Here is a 15,185-nt window from a genome sequence, read left to right on the forward strand (position 1 = left end):
CAGCGATTGCTCCATGCATGTAGAGATAACGCGGGTTCCTTCGCCATTGCTACATTGGGTGGATGTGGCAATGGGTTACTCTGCGTTAACGACCGGCAGCTAGCTTTCTTGAAGCAGCTGAGGCGAGAATGTCGCCCTGGTCTTTCGAACTGTGACGCTTTACCGTATTGAGTCCGCGTGGCCGCCGCGCTGATGCGTTGAGCGCGTCGTGATGCCACGACGTATCGTCTGGACCGGCCCTGGAGCGATGTTGCGCTTTGCTCGAACGTTGCGTGCTATGTCGTGCCGCAGGCCATGTGATTGACAGGAGATCGCCATGTCGCGACCAATGAAATGCGCCGCCGCCTTGCTGCCGCTGCTGGCCGCGTGCGCGCCAACTGCCTCACTGCAATCGGCGAGTAGCGGGCCGGCGGTGCAGGGCGATGGCCGCTGCCAGGCCGAGCCGGTGGCGTGGGCGGTTGGCCAGGCCGCGACCGAGGCGACCCTGGCGCGGGTCCGCCAGGAGAGCGGCGCCGGCCAGCTGCGGCCGATCGCCCCCGGCCAGGCGACGACCCGCGACCTGCGTCCGGACCGGCTCAACGTGTTCGTGGATGCGTCCAATGCCATCGTCCGCATCACCTGTGGCTGAGGCCGGGCGCACGCTTGCCGCGGACGCCGCGGTCGGGCCCTTGCCGCAGGTCCTGCTGGTGCACGGGATCTGGAACGGCCGTGCCTGGCTCGGGCCGCTGGCCTGGCGCCTGCGTCGCGATGGCTTCCGGGTCGCCAGCTTCGGCTATTCGACCGCATTCGGCGGCGCCGAGGCGGCGCTGCCGCGGCTGCAGCAGCGGATCCAGCGCCTGGCGCAGCACGGGCCTGTGGCGCTGGTCGGGCACAGCCTGGGCGGGCTGATCGCGCTGCAGGCCTTGCGCCAGGCGCCGCAGCTGCCGGTGACCCGGGTGGTGTGCCTGGGCGCCCCGCTGGCCGGCAGCGCGGTGGCGCGGACGCTGCTGCGACGCGGCCTCGGCGTGGCTCTCGGGCGCAGCGCGGCCTTGCTGCAGCAGGGTCTCGGACACTGGGACGGGCGCGCCGCGGTCGGCATGGTGGCCGGCAGCGTCGCGTTGGGGCTGGGCAACCGCATCGCCGCGCTGGGGCCGGAATCGGACGGCACCGTGGCCCTGGCCGAGACCCGCGTGCCGGGCCTGCACGACCATTGCCTGGTGCGCGCCAGCCATAGCGGCCTGCTGTTCTCGCCGCTGGCCGCGCGCCAGGCCGCCGCGTTCCTGCGCCAAGGCCGCTTCGCCACCTGAGCGGGGCGCGTCGCCGATGCGGGCGCGGCGGCGCAATCGAGTAAAATCCGCCGCTTGTCCTTACTGATGTCCGGAACGCCCCATGGGTAGAGGCCCCTCGATCGAAGCCCGCAAGAACGCATCCGATGCGAAGCGCGGCAAGATTTTCACCAAGATCATCCGCGAGATCGGCGTCGCCGCGCGCGCCGGCGGCGGCGACCCGTCCAACAACCCGCGCCTGCGCGTGGCGATGGACAAGGGTCTGGCCTCGAACATGTCCAAGGACGTGATCGAGCGCGCGATCAAGAAAGCCACCGGCGAGCTGGAAGGGGTGGAGTACGAGGAGATCCGCTACGAGGGCTACGCGCCGGGCGGGGTCGCGGTGATCGTCGATTGCCTGACCGACAACCGCGTGCGCACCGTGGCCGACGTGCGCCACGCCTTCAGCAAGTGCGGCGGCAACATGGGTACCGAAGGCTCGGTGGCGTTCATGTTCAAGCGCCTGGGCGTGCTCAGCTTCGCCGCCGGTGCCGACGAGGAAACCATCACCGAAGCGGCGATCGAGGCCGGCGCCGACGACATCGTGGTGTATCCGGAGGACGGCGCGATCGACGTGCTGACCTCGGCAGACGCGTTCCACGCGGTCAAGGACGCGATGCAGGCCGCCGGCCTGGCCGCCGACCACGCCGAGCTCAGCTTCCGTGCCGACAACGACATCGCGGTGGAAGGCGATACCGCGCTGCAGGTGCGCAAGCTGCTGGACATGCTGGAAGACCTGGACGATGTGCAGGCGGTCTATTCCAATGCCGATCAGTCCGCGTTGAGTGGCGGCTGATATGGCGACGGCCGGGACGCGGGACCCGGGACTCGGGACTCGGAACAGCGAGTCGACGGGGCCCGACGGATCGCCGGCGCCCCGGGGCGTACCCGCGCAAGCCGGCCGTGTCGCCAGCGCTTCGAGTCCCGCCAAAGTCCGCATCCTCGGCATCGATCCGGGCTCGCAGCGCACCGGCGTGGGCATCATCGACATCGACGGCAGCGGTCGCACCACCCATGTCCACCACGCGCCGCTGCTGTTGCTCGGCGAGGGCGACTTCTCGCAGCGGCTGAAGCGCCTGCTGCACGGGCTGGGCGCGCTGATCGAGGAATACCAGCCGCAGGAAGTGGCGATCGAGCGGGTGTTCATGGGCAAGAGCGCCGACGCGGCGCTGAAGCTCGGCCACGCGCGCGGCGCGGCGATCTGCGCGGTGGTGCTGCGCGACCTGCCGGTGCACGAGTACGCGGCCAAGGAGATCAAGCTGGCCATCGTCGGCAAGGGTGCGGCCGAGAAGCAGCAGGTGCAACATATGGTCGGTCTGATGCTGAGTCTGACCGGAAAATTGCAGGCCGACGCCGCCGACGCGCTGGCGGTGGCCATCACCCATGCCCACGTGCGCGCCACCGCGCAGCGCCTGGGCGTCAGTACGCAACAGGCTTGGAGCAGGAAATGAGTGGAGCAGGGATTCGGGATTCGGGATTCGGGATTCGTAAGAGCGGGGTGCCTGCGCCTGCGCGCGGCTGTACCCAATCCCCAATCCCGAATCCCCAATCCCGGCGCCTCGCACGAGGCGCCCAGTGATCGGCCGTCTGCGCGGCATCCTCGCCTACAAGCAGCCGCCGTGGCTGGTGATCGACGTGGGTGGGGTCGGCTATGAGCTGGAGGCGCCGATGAGCACCTTCTACGACCTGCCCGACGTCGGCCGCGACGTGATCCTGTTCACCCACTACGCGCAGAAGGAAGACAGTGTGTCGCTGTACGGCTTCCTGCGCGAGGGGGAGCGGCGCCTGTTCCGCGACGTGCAGCGGGTCACCGGGATCGGCGCCAAGATCGCGCTGGCGGTGCTGTCCGGGGTCAGCGTGGACGAGTTCGCGCGCATGGTCACCAGCGCCGACGTCACCGCGCTGACCCGCATCCCCGGCATCGGCAAGAAGACCGCCGAGCGCATGGTGGTGGAACTGCGCGACCGCGCTGCTGACTTCAGCGGCGGCGCGCCGGTCACCGGCCAGCTCGGTACCGATGCGGTGTCCGAGGCCACCGTGGCGCTGCAGCAGCTCGGTTACAAGCCGGCCGAAGCGGCGAAGATGGCGCGCGATGCCGCCGCCGACGGCGACGAGGTCGCCAGCGTGATCCGCAAGGCCTTGCAGGCCGCGTTGCGCTGACCGCGCGCCGTACCTCCTTCTTCACGCCTCGCGGCGCTAACCTGATCCCCACATGTCCACCACTCCCGCTCCGTCCCCCGGCTCCGGCCATTCGGTCGATGCCTCGCATGGAAAAGCCGGCTTTGCGCTGATCATCGGCGCCATCGGCGTGGTGTTCGGCGACATCGGCACCAGCCCGCTGTACACGCTCAAGGAAGCGTTCTCGCCGCACTACGGCCTGAGCAGCGACCACGACACCGTGCTCGGCGTGCTGTCGCTGGCGTTCTGGTCGCTGATGATCGTGGTCACGCTGAAGTACGTCACCATCATCATGCGTGCCGACAACGAGGGCGAGGGCGGCATCATGGCGCTGATGGCGCTGACCCAGCGCACCATGCGCAAGGGCTCGCGCTCGGCCTACGTGGTCGGCATCCTCGGCATCTTCGGCGCCTCGCTGTTCTTCGGCGACGGGGTGATCACCCCGGCGATCTCGGTGCTGGGCGCGGTCGAAGGCCTGGAGGTGGCCGCGCCGGGGCTGCATGCGTTCATCGTGCCGATCACCGTGGTGGTGCTGGTGATCCTGTTCCTGGGCCAGCGCTTCGGCACCGAGAAGGTCGGCAAGGTGTTCGGCCCGATCACCTGCCTGTGGTTCCTGTCGCTGGCGGCGATCGGCATCTGGAACATCGTCGACGCGCCGGAAGTGCTGAAGGCGTTCAACCCGTGGTGGGCGATCCGCTTCTTCCTCGACCACGGCTGGCACGGGGTGTGGATCCTCGGCGCGGTGGTACTGGCGGTGACCGGCGGCGAGGCGCTGTACGCGGACATGGGCCACTTCGGCGCGCGCCCGATCCGCCACGCCTGGTATTTCTTCGTGCTGCCGTGCCTGGTGCTGAACTACCTGGGGCAGGGCGCGCTGGTGCTCAAGCATCCGGCGGCGCTGAAGAACCCGTTCTTCGAAGCGGTGCCCGGCTGGGCGCTGTACCCGATGATCGTGCTGGCCACGCTGGCGGCGGTGATCGCCTCGCAGGCGGTGATCACCGGTGCATTCTCGATCGCGCGCCAGGCCATGCAGCTGGGCTACATCCCGCGCATGCTGATCAAGCACACCTCGCACGACACCATCGGCCAGATCTACATCCCCGGCATCAACTGGCTGCTGATGGTGATGGTGATCGCGCTGGTGCTGATCTTCCGCAGTTCCACCAACCTGGCGGTGGCCTACGGCATCTCGGTGTCGGCGACGATGCTGATCGACACCCTGCTGCTGGCGCTGGTGGCGCGCGCGCTGTGGCCGCGCTGGCGCAACTGGGTGCTGCCGCTGTGCGTGGTGTTCTTCGTCATCGACGCCGCGTTCCTGATCGCCAACGGCGCCAAGCTGCTGCAGGGCGCCTGGTTCCCGGTGGCGCTGGGCATCGTGATGTTCACCATGATGCGCACCTGGCGCCGCGGCCGCGAGCTGCTGCGCGAGGAGATCCGCAAGGACGGCATCCAGATCGACAGCTTCCTGCCCGGGCTGATGCTGGCGCCGCCGGTGCGCGTGCCCGGCACCGCGGTGTTCCTGACCGCCGACGCGACCGTGGTGCCGCATGCGCTGATGCACAACCTCAAGCACAACAAGGTGCTGCACGAGCGCAACGTGTTCCTGACCGTGGAAACCCTGCCGGTGCCGTACGCATCGGCCAAGCAGCGGCTGAAGATGGACGCCATCGGCGACGAGTTCTACCGGGTGATCGTGCGCTTCGGCTTCATGGAAACGCCCGACGTGCCGCTGGCGCTGATGCGCTCCTGCGACCAGGGAGGCATCTACTTCGACCCGATGGACACCACCTATTTCGCCAGCCGCGAGACCATCGTCGCCAGCGCCAACCGCGGCATGCCGATCTGGCGCGACAAGCTGTTCGCGGTCATGCACCGCAACGCCGCCCCGGCCACCGGCTTCTTCCGCATCCCCGGCAACCGGCTGGTGGAGCTGGGGGCGCAGGTGGAGATCTGAAGCCGCCTGCGGCGGCCGGGATTGGGGATTGGAGATTCGGGATTGGTCAAGGCCATAGCGCCGAAGCTGTCCTGCAGTCGATACTATTGCGCTACCAATCCCGAATCTCGACTCCCCAATCCCGGCTCTAAATGGACCGCATCATCGCCAGCAGCGCCACCCGCGAAGACGACGCGGTCGAGGCCAGCATCCGGCCCAAGCGGCTGGCCGACTACCTCGGCCAGCAGCCGGTGCGTGAGCAGCTGTCGATCTATATCGAAGCGGCCAAGGCGCGCGGCGAGGCGATGGACCATGTGCTGATCTTCGGGCCGCCGGGCCTGGGCAAGACCACGCTCAGCCATGTCATCGCCAATGAATTGGGGGTCAATCTGCGCGCGACCTCCGGCCCGGTGATCGAGAAGGCCGGCGACCTGGCGGCGCTGCTGACCAACCTGCAGCCGCACGACGTGCTGTTCGTGGACGAGATCCACCGCCTGTCGCCGGTGGTCGAGGAAGTGCTGTATCCGGCGATGGAAGACTTCCAGATCGACATCATGATCGGCGAGGGCCCGGCTGCGCGCTCGATCAAGATCGACCTGCCGCCGTTCACTCTGATCGGCGCCACCACCCGCGCCGGCCTGCTGACCGCGCCGCTGCGCGACCGCTTCGGCATCGTGCAGCGCCTGGCGTTCTATACCCCGGAAGAACTGGGCAAGATCGTGCGCCGTTCCGCCGCCATCCTCGGCATCGCCTGCGACGCCGACGGCTGCGCGGAGATCGCGCGGCGCGCGCGCGGCACCCCGCGCATCGCCAACCGGCTGCTGCGGCGGGTCCGCGATTTCGCCCAAGTCCGCGCCGGCGGGCTGATCGACCTGGCCGTCGCGCAGGCGGCGATGCAGATGCTCGGGGTCGACCCGGAAGGCTTCGACGACCTGGATCGGCGCCTGCTGCGCACCATCATCGACTACTTCGACGGCGGCCCGGTCGGAGTCGAGTCGCTGGCCGCCTCGCTGTCGGAAGAGCGCGGCACCCTGGAAGACGTGATCGAGCCCTACCTGATCCAGCAGGGCTACCTGATCCGCACCGCGCGCGGGCGCATGGCGACCAACAAGGCGTATCTGCACTTGGGCTTGCCGCCCAAGCGGGATTCGGGATTCGGGATTGGGGATTCGGGAGGGCTGTTTTGACCGCAAGCCAGCAGGACACGCCGTCGCCCGGCCAATCTCCAATCCCGAATCCCGAATCCCGGCAGCTATTCAGTTGGCCGACACGCATCTACTGGGAAGATACCGACGCCGGTGGCGTGGTCTACCATGCACGCTACGTCGCCTTTCTGGAGCGGGCGCGCACGGAGTGGCTGCGCGCGCTGGGCTACGGACAGGAGCGCCTGCGCCTGCAGCACGATCTGGTGTTCGCGGTGCGCGCGATGCAGCTCGACTTCCTGCGCCCGGCCCACCTGGACGATACGCTGCAGGTCGGCGTCGCGCTGACCCAGTGCAAGCGCGCCAGCCTGCTGTTCGCGCAGTCGATCCATCGCGACGGCGAGCTGCTGTTGCGCGCGCAGGTGAAGGTGGCGGCGCTGGGCGCCGGCAGTTTCCGCCCGCGCGGCATGGACGACGCGTTGTACGACATTTTGAAAGCTCTCGAAATCACTGAAGCAGCATTACTGAGGAACGACGGATGATCGCATTGCTCCTGGCCCTGCAGGACACGGTGGCGGAGGCGCTACCGCAGGACGTGACCCAGACCGCCGCGCAGGCCGTCGCCAGCACCGCCGCCCATGGCGGCATCAACTACCTGGATCTGCTGATCAAGGCCAGCCTGCCGGTCAAGGTGATCGTGCTGCTGCTGCTGCTCGGCTCGCTGATCAGCTGGGTGATCATTTTCCGCAAGGCGCGGGTGTTCAAGCAGGCCAACCGCGACGCGGACGACTTCGAGAACCGCTTCTGGTCCGGCACCGACCTGACCAAGCTCTACGCCGGGGCGGCCGACCGCAACCGCGTGGTCGGCGGGCTGGAGGCGATCTTCGAGGCCGGTTTCCGCGAATTCACCCGCCTGCGCGACAAGCGCAAGCTCGACGCACGCATCCAGCTGGAAGGCGCGCAGCGGGCGATGCGCGCGACCTATGCGCGCGAAGTGGACCGCCTGGAGCGCAATCTGGAACTGCTCGCCAACATCGGTTCCACCGCGCCCTACGTCGGCCTGGTCGGCACCGTGTTCGGCATCATGGTGACCATGCACGACATGCTCAACAGCGGCCAGCAGGCGGGCATCGCCGCGGTCGCGCCGGGCATTTCCGAGGCGCTGTTCGCCACCGCCATCGGCCTGTTCGTGGCGATCCCGGCAGTGTGGGCGTACAACCGCTTCACTACCCGGGTCGAGCGGATGGCGGTGCGCTTCGAGACCTTCTCCGAAGAGTTCAGCTCCATCCTGCAGCGCCAGGCCAGCGGCGACTGAGCGCCGCCGCGCGCTCCGCCCACGACCCCAGGATTCCCGCATGACTGCCGCCATTTCCCGCCGCAAACGCCGCAAGCTCAAGTCCGAGATCAACGTCGTGCCGTACATCGACGTGATGCTGGTGCTGCTGATCATCTTCATGGTCACCGCACCGCTGCTCAGCCTGAGCGTGGACGTGGACCTGCCCGATTCCACCGCGCGCTCGGTGGAAAGCAAGAAGGACCCGGTGATCGTCAGCGTCGACGCCGAGGGCCGCTACACGCTGACCCTGCAGGACGGCAAGCCGGAGAAGATCGGCGCGCCGGAACTGAAGGCGAAGATGCAGGCCTTCGTCAGCCAGAACAAGGATGTGCCGGTGTTCGTCGCCGCGCCCGGCAATTCCAACTACCAGCTGGTCATGGACACCATGGTCATGCTGCAGCAGGCCGGCGTTCCCAAGGTGGGCCTGATGAGCCAGCCCGGTACCAATGCACGCTGAAGCCGATTCCCGACCGCCCCGCGAACAGGACAGCGACCAGGGCCTGATCGTCGGCGTGCTCCTCGCGCTGGCCGTGCACGTGCTGCTCGGGCTGCTGTTCTTCCTTGCCTGGTGGTGGTCGCCGGTGCGCGAGGTGGAGCCGGCGGCCGGGTCGCCGATGGTCGAGGCCTCGCTGGTCGTGTCGGCCGCCGACGTGCGTTCGGCGCAGAAGGCGGTGCAGGACGCGCCCAAGCCCTTGCCCGAGCCGCTGCCCGAACCGGTCAAGGACGTCGCCGAGGACGACACCGTGCCGCCGCCGCAACCGGTGCCCGTTCCCAAGCCGCAGCAGGCGCCGACCGAGCAGCAGCAGAAAGCGCAGGACTTCATCCCGGTGCCGGACAAGGTCGACCAGGACCGCGCCAGCCGCACCGCGATCTCGCAGGAAAAGGAGAAGCAGGAGCAGGAAGCCAAGCGCCGCCAGGAGCAGATCGACCTGACCGAGCAGAAGCGCCAGCAGGAGGCCGAGCAGAAGCAGCGCCTGGCCGCGCAGCAGGAAGAGGAGCGGCAGAAGAAGATCGCCGACATCCGCAAGCAGCGCGAGCAGGCCGACCGCGAAGCCAAGCTGGCCGAGCAGAAGCTGCGCCAGCTGGCCGACGTGCGCGCCAAGCAGGCCTCGGCCACCGCCGCGTCCACGCCGCAGGCCGCGCCCGGTCAGAACGGGACCAATACCGATCTGTCGGCCAAGTACGCCGCGGCGATCCAGCAGGCCGTGCTGAGCCAGTGGGTGCGCCCGGATTCGGTGCCGCTGGGGCAGAAGTGCAAGATCGCGATCAAGCAGATCGTCGGCGGGCAGGTGATCGAGGCCAAGGTCAGCCCCGACTGTCCCTACGACGAAGCGGGCCGACGCTCGATCGAGGCCGCGGTGCTGCGAGCGCAGCCGCTGCCGTACCGGGGCTTCGAATCGGTGTTCGCGCGCGACCTGACCTTCAACTTCACTGCGCAGGATCGCTGAGAAGCCGGGATTAGGGATTCGGGATTGGGGATTCGGGATGCGTACGCCCCCTGTCCCGGGTCCAAAAAGCCCGCGTCCGGGCCTGGCCAGGCCCGGGAACTCCCCGGGCGGCGGTGCGATAGGCGATAATCCACGCTTCCTGCCATCGGCTTCACATCTCGATGGTTCATGATTGCGAATACGTTCACCCGCGCATTGCTATCTCTTGCGCCTTCCCGAGTACCGCTGAGCGACCCATGAAGAAACTGCCGCGCTGGCTTGCCGTCCTGACTGCCCTGTTGCTCCCCTTGGCCGCCTCCGCGCAGGACAAGGGCCTGGAAATCGACATCGTCGGCGGCAATGCGTCGGCGACCCCGATCACCGTCGTGCCGATGCCCTACCAGGGTTCGGCGGCCGCACCGTCCACCGACGTGTCCGCGGTGGTCCGCGCCGACCTGGACCGTTCCGGCCAGTTCCGCAACCTGCCCGAGGCGCAGATCGTCGAGCGCCCGACCCGCGGCAGCGAAGTGCAGTACGCCACCTGGCGCGCGCTGAAGCAGGATTACCTGGTCGCCGGCCGGGTGATGGATGCCGGCGAGGGCACCTACCGGGTCGAGTACGAATTGTTCAACGTGGCCAAGGGCGAGCGCATGCTCGGCCTGGCGATGACCGCGCGCGCCAGCGCGATGCGCGACGTGGCGCACCAGATGGCCGATGCGATCTACGAGAAGATCACCGGCGTGCGCGGCGCGTTCTGGACGCGCATCGCCTACGTCACCGCCAGCGGCAAGGGCGGCGCCATGCGCTATGCGCTGATGGTCGCCGACTCCGACGGCTACAACCCGCAGACCATCGTGCGCTCGGCCGAACCGCTGCTGTCGCCGAACTGGAGCCCGGACGGCAAGAAGCTGGCCTACGTGAGCTTCGAGCGCGGCAACTCCTCGATCTACCTGCAGGACATCTCCACCGGCGCCCGCCAGCTGGTGTCCAGCTTCCGTGGCATCAACGGCGCGCCCTCGTTCTCACCGGACGGCCGCAAGCTGGCCCTGGCGCTGTCGCGCAGCGGCAACCCGGAGATCTACGTGATGGACCTGGGCAGCAAGCAGCTGACCCAGCTGACCAACCACTTCGGCATCGACACCGAGCCGACCTGGGCGCCGGACGGCAGCAGCATCTACTTCACCTCCGATCGCGGCGGCCGGCCGCAGATCTACCAGGTGGCGGCGACTGGCGGCAGCGCCAACCGGGTGACCTTCCAGGGCAACTACAACGCCACCGCCAGCGTGTCCTTCGACGGCAACAAGATCGCCGTCGCCCAGGGCAGCGGCAACACCTACAAGATCGCGATGATGGACCGCAGCCTGGGTTCGCCGCGCTGGAGCACATTGTCTACGGGGTCGCTGGACGAATCGCCGAGCTTCGCCCCGAACGCCAGCATGGTCCTGTACGCCGCCCGCGAAGGCGGGCGAGGGGTGCTTTACGCGGTCTCGGCCGATGCCCGGGTGCGCCAGCGCCTGGTCCTGGCCGACGGCGATGTGCGCGAGCCGTCGTGGTCGCCGTATCGGACTGCGCGTTGACACGTAAGTTTGATGTTAATATTTCGCTGCGTTGAACCCCCTTTCGGCTCAGGAGCCATATAGGTATCCCCATGAACAAGACCACCCGCGTACTGCTTGTTTCGCTGTTGTCCGTTGCAGCTCTGGCCGGCTGCTCCAAGAAGGTCAAGGAAGTTCCCCAGACCGACACCACCGGCACCACCGGTTCCACCACCCCGACCGGCCCGTCGACCTCCGGCCTGTACGGCCCGGGCGATCTGGATACCGATGCCTGCCTGCGCCAGCGCGTGGTCTACTTCGATCTGGACCAGGACTCGCTGAAGCCGGAGTTCCAGGCGATCATGGCCTGCCACGCGAAGTACCTGCGTGACCGTCCGTCCTCGCGCATCACCCTGCAGGGCAATGCCGACGAGCGCGGTTCGCGCGAGTACAACATGGGCCTGGGCGAGCGTCGTGGCAACGCCGTGTCTTCGGCGCTGCAGGCTGCCGGCGGTTCGGCTGCGCAGCTGACCGTGGTCAGCTACGGCGAAGAGCGTCCGGTGTGCACCGAGTCGGGCGAGTCCTGCTGGTCGCAGAACCGCCGCGTCGAGATCGTGTACACGGCTCAGTAATAGATGCGTATCGGTGTCCTCACATCGATGATCGTCGCGGCGGCCCTGGTGGCCGCCGCGCCGGCTCATGCGCAGCGCGCAAGTCTTGCCGATCGCGTGTCCGCGCTCGAGCAGCAGGCAATGAATACCCAGGGCAACACCGACATGCTGAACCAGCTCAACCAGCTGCGGACGCAGGTGCAGTCGCTGGAAGCCACGATCGAGCAGTTGCAGCACGATAACGAACAACTCAAGCAGCGCGCCAAGGACCAGTACCTGGACCTGGACGGTCGCCTGAACCGGATCGAGGGTGGCGCGACGCCGCCGTTGCCGCCGGCTGGGGCTGCCGCACCCGCCGCTTCCGCACCTGCCGCCAAGCCGGCTGCCGCCGTTTCCGAACGGCCGCCGTCGGTGCATGGCGACGCCGGCACGCTCGCCGCCAGCGGCGACGAGCGCACCAGCTACAACGTCGCCTTCGATGCGCTGAAGGCCGGCAAGTACGCCGACTCGGCGAATCTGTTCCAGAGCTTTCTCGAGCTGTACCCGAACGGCGTCTACGCCCCCAATGCCTTGTATTGGCTGGGCGAGAGCTATTACGCCACCAAGAATTTCCCGCTGGCCGAGGCGCAGTTCCGCGACCTGATCGGCCGCTACCCGACCCACGACAAGGCCTCCGGCGCCCTGCTCAAGCTGGGCCTGTCCCAGTACGGCGAAGGCCGCGCCCAGGATGCCGAGCAGACCCTGCAGCAGGTGATCAGCCAGTATCCGGGATCGGATGCCGCGCGCACCGCGCAGGACCGCCTGCAGTCGATCCGCATCGGCCAGCAGTTGCGCTGAGCCCCCGAACGCTGCCGCCATCGTCGCGGGGGCATACTTTCCCGCCATGGCCGCCGTTCCCAGCGATATCGTACAAAGCCCGCTGCCGCGCCTGAAGCTGACGGAGATCTTCCTGTCGCTGCAGGGCGAGGCCGAGAGCGCCGGCTGGCCGACCGTGTTCGTGCGCCTGACCGGCTGCCCGCTGCGCTGCAGTTATTGCGACACCGCCTACGCCTTCCACGGCGGCCAGTGGTGGGACATCGACGCGATCCTGGCCGAAGTGGCACGCCACGGCGTGCGCCATGTCTGCGTGACCGGCGGCGAGCCGCTGGCGCAGAAGCGCTGCCTGCGCCTGCTCGAGCAACTGTGCGACGCCGGCTACGACGTATCGCTGGAAACCTCCGGCGCGCTGGACATCGCCGAAGTGGACCCGCGCGTGTCGCGGGTGCTCGACATCAAGACCCCGGCCTCGCAGGAAGCGCATCGCAACCGCTGGGAGAACCTGCCGCTGCTGACCGCGCGCGACCAGATCAAGTTCGTGCTGTGCGGCCGCGCCGACTACGACTGGGCGCGCGCGATCGTCGCCGAACACCGCCTGCACGAGCGCTGTACCGTGTGGTTCTCGCCGAGCAAGAGCGAACTGGCGCCGCGCGACCTGGCCGACTGGATCGTCGCCGACCGCCTGCCGGTGCGCTTCCAGATGCAGCTGCACAAGCTGCTGTGGAACGACGAGCCGGGGCGGTGAAAGGCCGGGATTGGGCATTCGGGATTGGGGATTCGCAGAAGCCCTCGCCGACGTCCGATCGCGTGCTGTAGCTTTTGCGAATCCCCAATCTCCAATCCCAAATCCCGGCCCCCCAATGAAAAACGCCGTCGTCCTACTCTCAGGTGGCATGGATTCCGCCGTCGTCGTCGCCATCGCCCGCGAGCAGGGCTATGCCGTGCATGCGCTGAGCGTCCGCTATGGGCAGCGGCATACCTCCGAACTGGACGCGGCCACGCGCGTGGCCGCCGCGCTCGGTGCGGTGGCGCACAAGACCGTCAACGTCGACCTGCGCAGCATCGGCGGCTCCGCGCTGACCGACGACATCGAGGTGCCGGACGCGGGCGGCGAGGGCATCCCGGTGACCTACGTGCCGGCGCGCAACACCATCATGCTGTCGGTGGCGCTGGGCTGGGCCGAGGTGCTGGGCGCGGCGGACATCTTCTGCGGCGTCAACGCGGTGGACTATTCCGGCTACCCCGACTGCCGCCCCGAGTTCATCGACGCGTTCCAGACCCTGGCCAACCTGGCGACCAAGGCCGGCGTCGAAGGCGCCGGGCTGCGCGTGCACGCGCCGCTGCAGCGCATGAGCAAGGCCGACATCGTGCGCGAAGGCGAGCGCCTGGGTGTGGATTTCGGCCTCACCGTGTCCTGCTACCGCGCCGATGCTGACGGCCGCGCCTGCGGCCATTGCGACGCCTGCCGCCTGCGCGCCGCCGGCTTCGCCGATGCCGGCGTGGCCGACCCGACCCGCTACGCCTGATTTCGCGTTGACGCGGGGCTGGGGTAGAATACGCACCCCGGCGCAAGGCCGGGGTGTTGTTTTGGGCCGTTAGCTCAGTCGGTAGAGCAGAAGACTTTTAATCTTTTGGTCGATGGTTCGAATCCATCACGGCCCACCAATTCGATCAGCGATTCAAGTGTCGTCTTCGCTGGTTTCGCCACCGCCTCCTGAAATCACGCCTGAAAACGCTGGCGGTGAACGGGCACGCGGAACTTTGGTTGCCGCAGTGAGTGCAGCGCCGGAAATACATCGAGCAAATCCGCAGGCAGCTTTCGTTAGTCGAAGCCTCTTTGCCGTGCATCCAGACGCCTGACCGCAAGTCACTGTGCGAAAGGCTTTGGTCGCGACACATGCAGCAACTGAGCATGTCCTCGGTTCAAGCGCGTTGCCGGTCGCCCTGCATGCCGTGCGCCGCCGTGCGCAGCGCTTGGCTGATCTGCTGCAGTGCGCTCGAACGCACCGCCGCGTGCTGCCAATACAGCGGCACGTCGAGCCAGCGCTGCGGATCGATGACGACGATCCGCTTCTCGCGCAATCCGGACGTGAGCAGTTGCTCGGGGGCGAGGCACCATCCGAGGCCGCGCGCGGCGGCTTCGACGAAGCCGGTCGAGGTCGGCAGGTAGTGGATGGGCGGGCTCAGGCGGGTGCGAGTGATGCGCCGCACGAAGCGGGCCTGCAGCGCGTCCTTGCGGTTGAACACCATCATCGGCGCCTGTGCCAGCGCCGCCGCTGTGAATCCTGCGGCGAAGTGGCGCGCGACGAACGCTGGCGAGGCGATCGCGTGGTAGCGCATGCTGCCCAGCGCATGCACGTTGCAGCCCTGCAGCGGCTTGCTCGCGGAGGTGACCGCGCCGAGCACGGTGCCGTTGCGCAGCAGCTCCAGCGTGTGGTCCTGGTCGTCCACGTGCACGTCGAACAGGAAACCGTGCGCATCGTGGAGGGCCGACAGCGCGGCGAGGAACCAGGTCTGCAGCGAGTCGTCGTTGACCGCGATCGCAATGCTGCGCGCGGGTCCGGCGTCGGCCGTGCTCGGCCGGAAATCGGCCATCGCCTCGGCCTCCAGCGCCTGCATCGGCCGCACCCGGCGCAGTAGCGCTTCGCCTGCGGGCGTCGGCCGGCACGGCGACTGGCGCACCACCAGCACCTGCCCGAGGCGGTCCTCGAGCGCCTTGATCCGTTGCGAGACCGCCGACGGCGTCAGCGACAGCCGGCGCGCGGCCGCCTCGAAGCTGCCTTCATCGAGCACGGCGGCGAAGGCAGACAATTGCGGATGAAGCAGGTCCATGCATCCAGCCGGTTAGAATTTCTTCATAGCCTACAGAATAATTAGCTTGGCTAATCAGGCCGCCCAAGCCA

Annotated in this window: 17 protein-coding genes and 1 tRNA gene; 17 read left to right on the plus strand and 1 reads right to left on the minus strand. The window is 68.0% G+C overall.

Going from position 1 to position 15,185, the window contains the following annotated elements; all coding sequences use genetic code 11:
* Positions 1-316 precede the first annotated feature (316 nt).
* The 17 genes from HEP73_RS05935 (at position 317) to HEP73_RS06015 (ending at position 13,947) form a co-directional block, all read left to right on the plus strand.
* Complete coding sequence (locus HEP73_RS05935) at positions 317-628, plus strand: I78 family peptidase inhibitor (protein ID WP_255423690.1); 312 nt, start codon at positions 317-319, stop codon at positions 626-628.
* The gene (locus HEP73_RS05940; RefSeq protein ID WP_185822492.1) at positions 600-1,286 is read left to right on the plus strand and encodes an esterase/lipase family protein; all 687 of its coding nucleotides are present in this window, start codon (positions 600-602) and stop codon (positions 1,284-1,286) included. Before HEP73_RS05935 ends, HEP73_RS05940 begins: the two co-directional genes overlap by 29 nt.
* A gap of 82 nt (positions 1,287-1,368) precedes the next feature.
* Positions 1,369-2,100: a YebC/PmpR family DNA-binding transcriptional regulator gene (locus tag HEP73_RS05945; protein ID WP_185822493.1), complete on the plus strand. Its 732-nt coding sequence runs from the start codon at positions 1,369-1,371 to the stop codon at positions 2,098-2,100.
* 142 nt (positions 2,101-2,242) lie between these two features.
* Entirely contained in the window at positions 2,243-2,755 is a 513-nt protein-coding gene (ruvC, locus tag HEP73_RS05950; RefSeq protein WP_185816517.1) for a crossover junction endodeoxyribonuclease RuvC, read from the plus strand.
* Between the two features lie 124 nt (positions 2,756-2,879).
* Entirely contained in the window at positions 2,880-3,464 is a 585-nt protein-coding gene (gene ruvA, locus HEP73_RS05955) for a Holliday junction branch migration protein RuvA (protein WP_179566538.1), read from the plus strand.
* A gap of 52 nt (positions 3,465-3,516) precedes the next feature.
* Positions 3,517-5,436, plus strand: coding sequence for a potassium transporter Kup (locus tag HEP73_RS05960; protein ID WP_185822494.1), 1,920 nt, complete (start codon positions 3,517-3,519; stop codon positions 5,434-5,436).
* Between the two features lie 131 nt (positions 5,437-5,567).
* Positions 5,568-6,602: a Holliday junction branch migration DNA helicase RuvB gene (gene ruvB / locus HEP73_RS05965; RefSeq protein ID WP_185822495.1), complete on the plus strand. Its 1,035-nt coding sequence runs from the start codon at positions 5,568-5,570 to the stop codon at positions 6,600-6,602.
* The gene (gene ybgC, locus HEP73_RS05970; protein ID WP_185822496.1) at positions 6,599-7,099 is read left to right on the plus strand and encodes a tol-pal system-associated acyl-CoA thioesterase; all 501 of its coding nucleotides are present in this window, start codon (positions 6,599-6,601) and stop codon (positions 7,097-7,099) included. Before ruvB ends, ybgC begins: the two co-directional genes overlap by 4 nt.
* Positions 7,096-7,872 (plus strand): protein TolQ, encoded by a 777-nt coding sequence (gene tolQ / locus HEP73_RS05975; protein ID WP_003478956.1) that lies wholly within the window; start codon positions 7,096-7,098, stop codon positions 7,870-7,872. The genes ybgC and tolQ overlap by 4 nt, the downstream gene beginning before the upstream one ends.
* A gap of 40 nt (positions 7,873-7,912) precedes the next feature.
* Positions 7,913-8,350, plus strand: a complete 438-nt coding sequence (gene tolR / locus HEP73_RS05980; RefSeq protein WP_179566534.1) for a protein TolR — start codon at positions 7,913-7,915, stop codon at positions 8,348-8,350.
* Positions 8,340-9,341 (plus strand): cell envelope integrity protein TolA, encoded by a 1,002-nt coding sequence (tolA, locus tag HEP73_RS05985; RefSeq protein WP_058362288.1) that lies wholly within the window; start codon positions 8,340-8,342, stop codon positions 9,339-9,341. The genes tolR and tolA overlap by 11 nt, the downstream gene beginning before the upstream one ends.
* A gap of 236 nt (positions 9,342-9,577) precedes the next feature.
* The gene (gene tolB, locus HEP73_RS05990; RefSeq protein WP_185815574.1) at positions 9,578-10,897 is read left to right on the plus strand and encodes a Tol-Pal system beta propeller repeat protein TolB; all 1,320 of its coding nucleotides are present in this window, start codon (positions 9,578-9,580) and stop codon (positions 10,895-10,897) included.
* A 71-nt stretch (positions 10,898-10,968) separates the two neighbouring features.
* A complete protein-coding gene (pal, locus tag HEP73_RS05995) occupies positions 10,969-11,487 on the plus strand; it encodes a peptidoglycan-associated lipoprotein Pal (protein WP_185822497.1) in 519 nt (172 codons plus the stop codon).
* Between the two features lie 3 nt (positions 11,488-11,490).
* Positions 11,491-12,303: a tol-pal system protein YbgF gene (gene ybgF, locus HEP73_RS06000; protein ID WP_185815576.1), complete on the plus strand. Its 813-nt coding sequence runs from the start codon at positions 11,491-11,493 to the stop codon at positions 12,301-12,303.
* Between the two features lie 46 nt (positions 12,304-12,349).
* Positions 12,350-13,027 (plus strand): 7-carboxy-7-deazaguanine synthase QueE, encoded by a 678-nt coding sequence (gene queE, locus HEP73_RS06005; protein ID WP_185815577.1) that lies wholly within the window; start codon positions 12,350-12,352, stop codon positions 13,025-13,027.
* Between the two features lie 115 nt (positions 13,028-13,142).
* The gene (gene queC, locus HEP73_RS06010) at positions 13,143-13,808 is read left to right on the plus strand and encodes a 7-cyano-7-deazaguanine synthase QueC (protein ID WP_185815578.1); all 666 of its coding nucleotides are present in this window, start codon (positions 13,143-13,145) and stop codon (positions 13,806-13,808) included.
* 63 nt (positions 13,809-13,871) lie between these two features.
* Positions 13,872-13,947 (plus strand) — tRNA-Lys (locus HEP73_RS06015).
* 258 nt (positions 13,948-14,205) lie between these two features.
* On the opposite strand, the gene HEP73_RS06020 is transcribed toward HEP73_RS06015, so the two are convergent.
* Complete coding sequence (locus HEP73_RS06020; RefSeq protein WP_185822498.1) at positions 14,206-15,114, minus strand: LysR family transcriptional regulator ArgP; 909 nt, start codon at positions 15,112-15,114, stop codon at positions 14,206-14,208.
* Between the last annotated feature and the right edge of the window lie 71 nt (positions 15,115-15,185).

Source organism: Xanthomonas sp. GW, assembly GCF_014236815.1.
Classification (GTDB): Bacteria; Pseudomonadota; Gammaproteobacteria; order Xanthomonadales; family Xanthomonadaceae; genus Xanthomonas_A.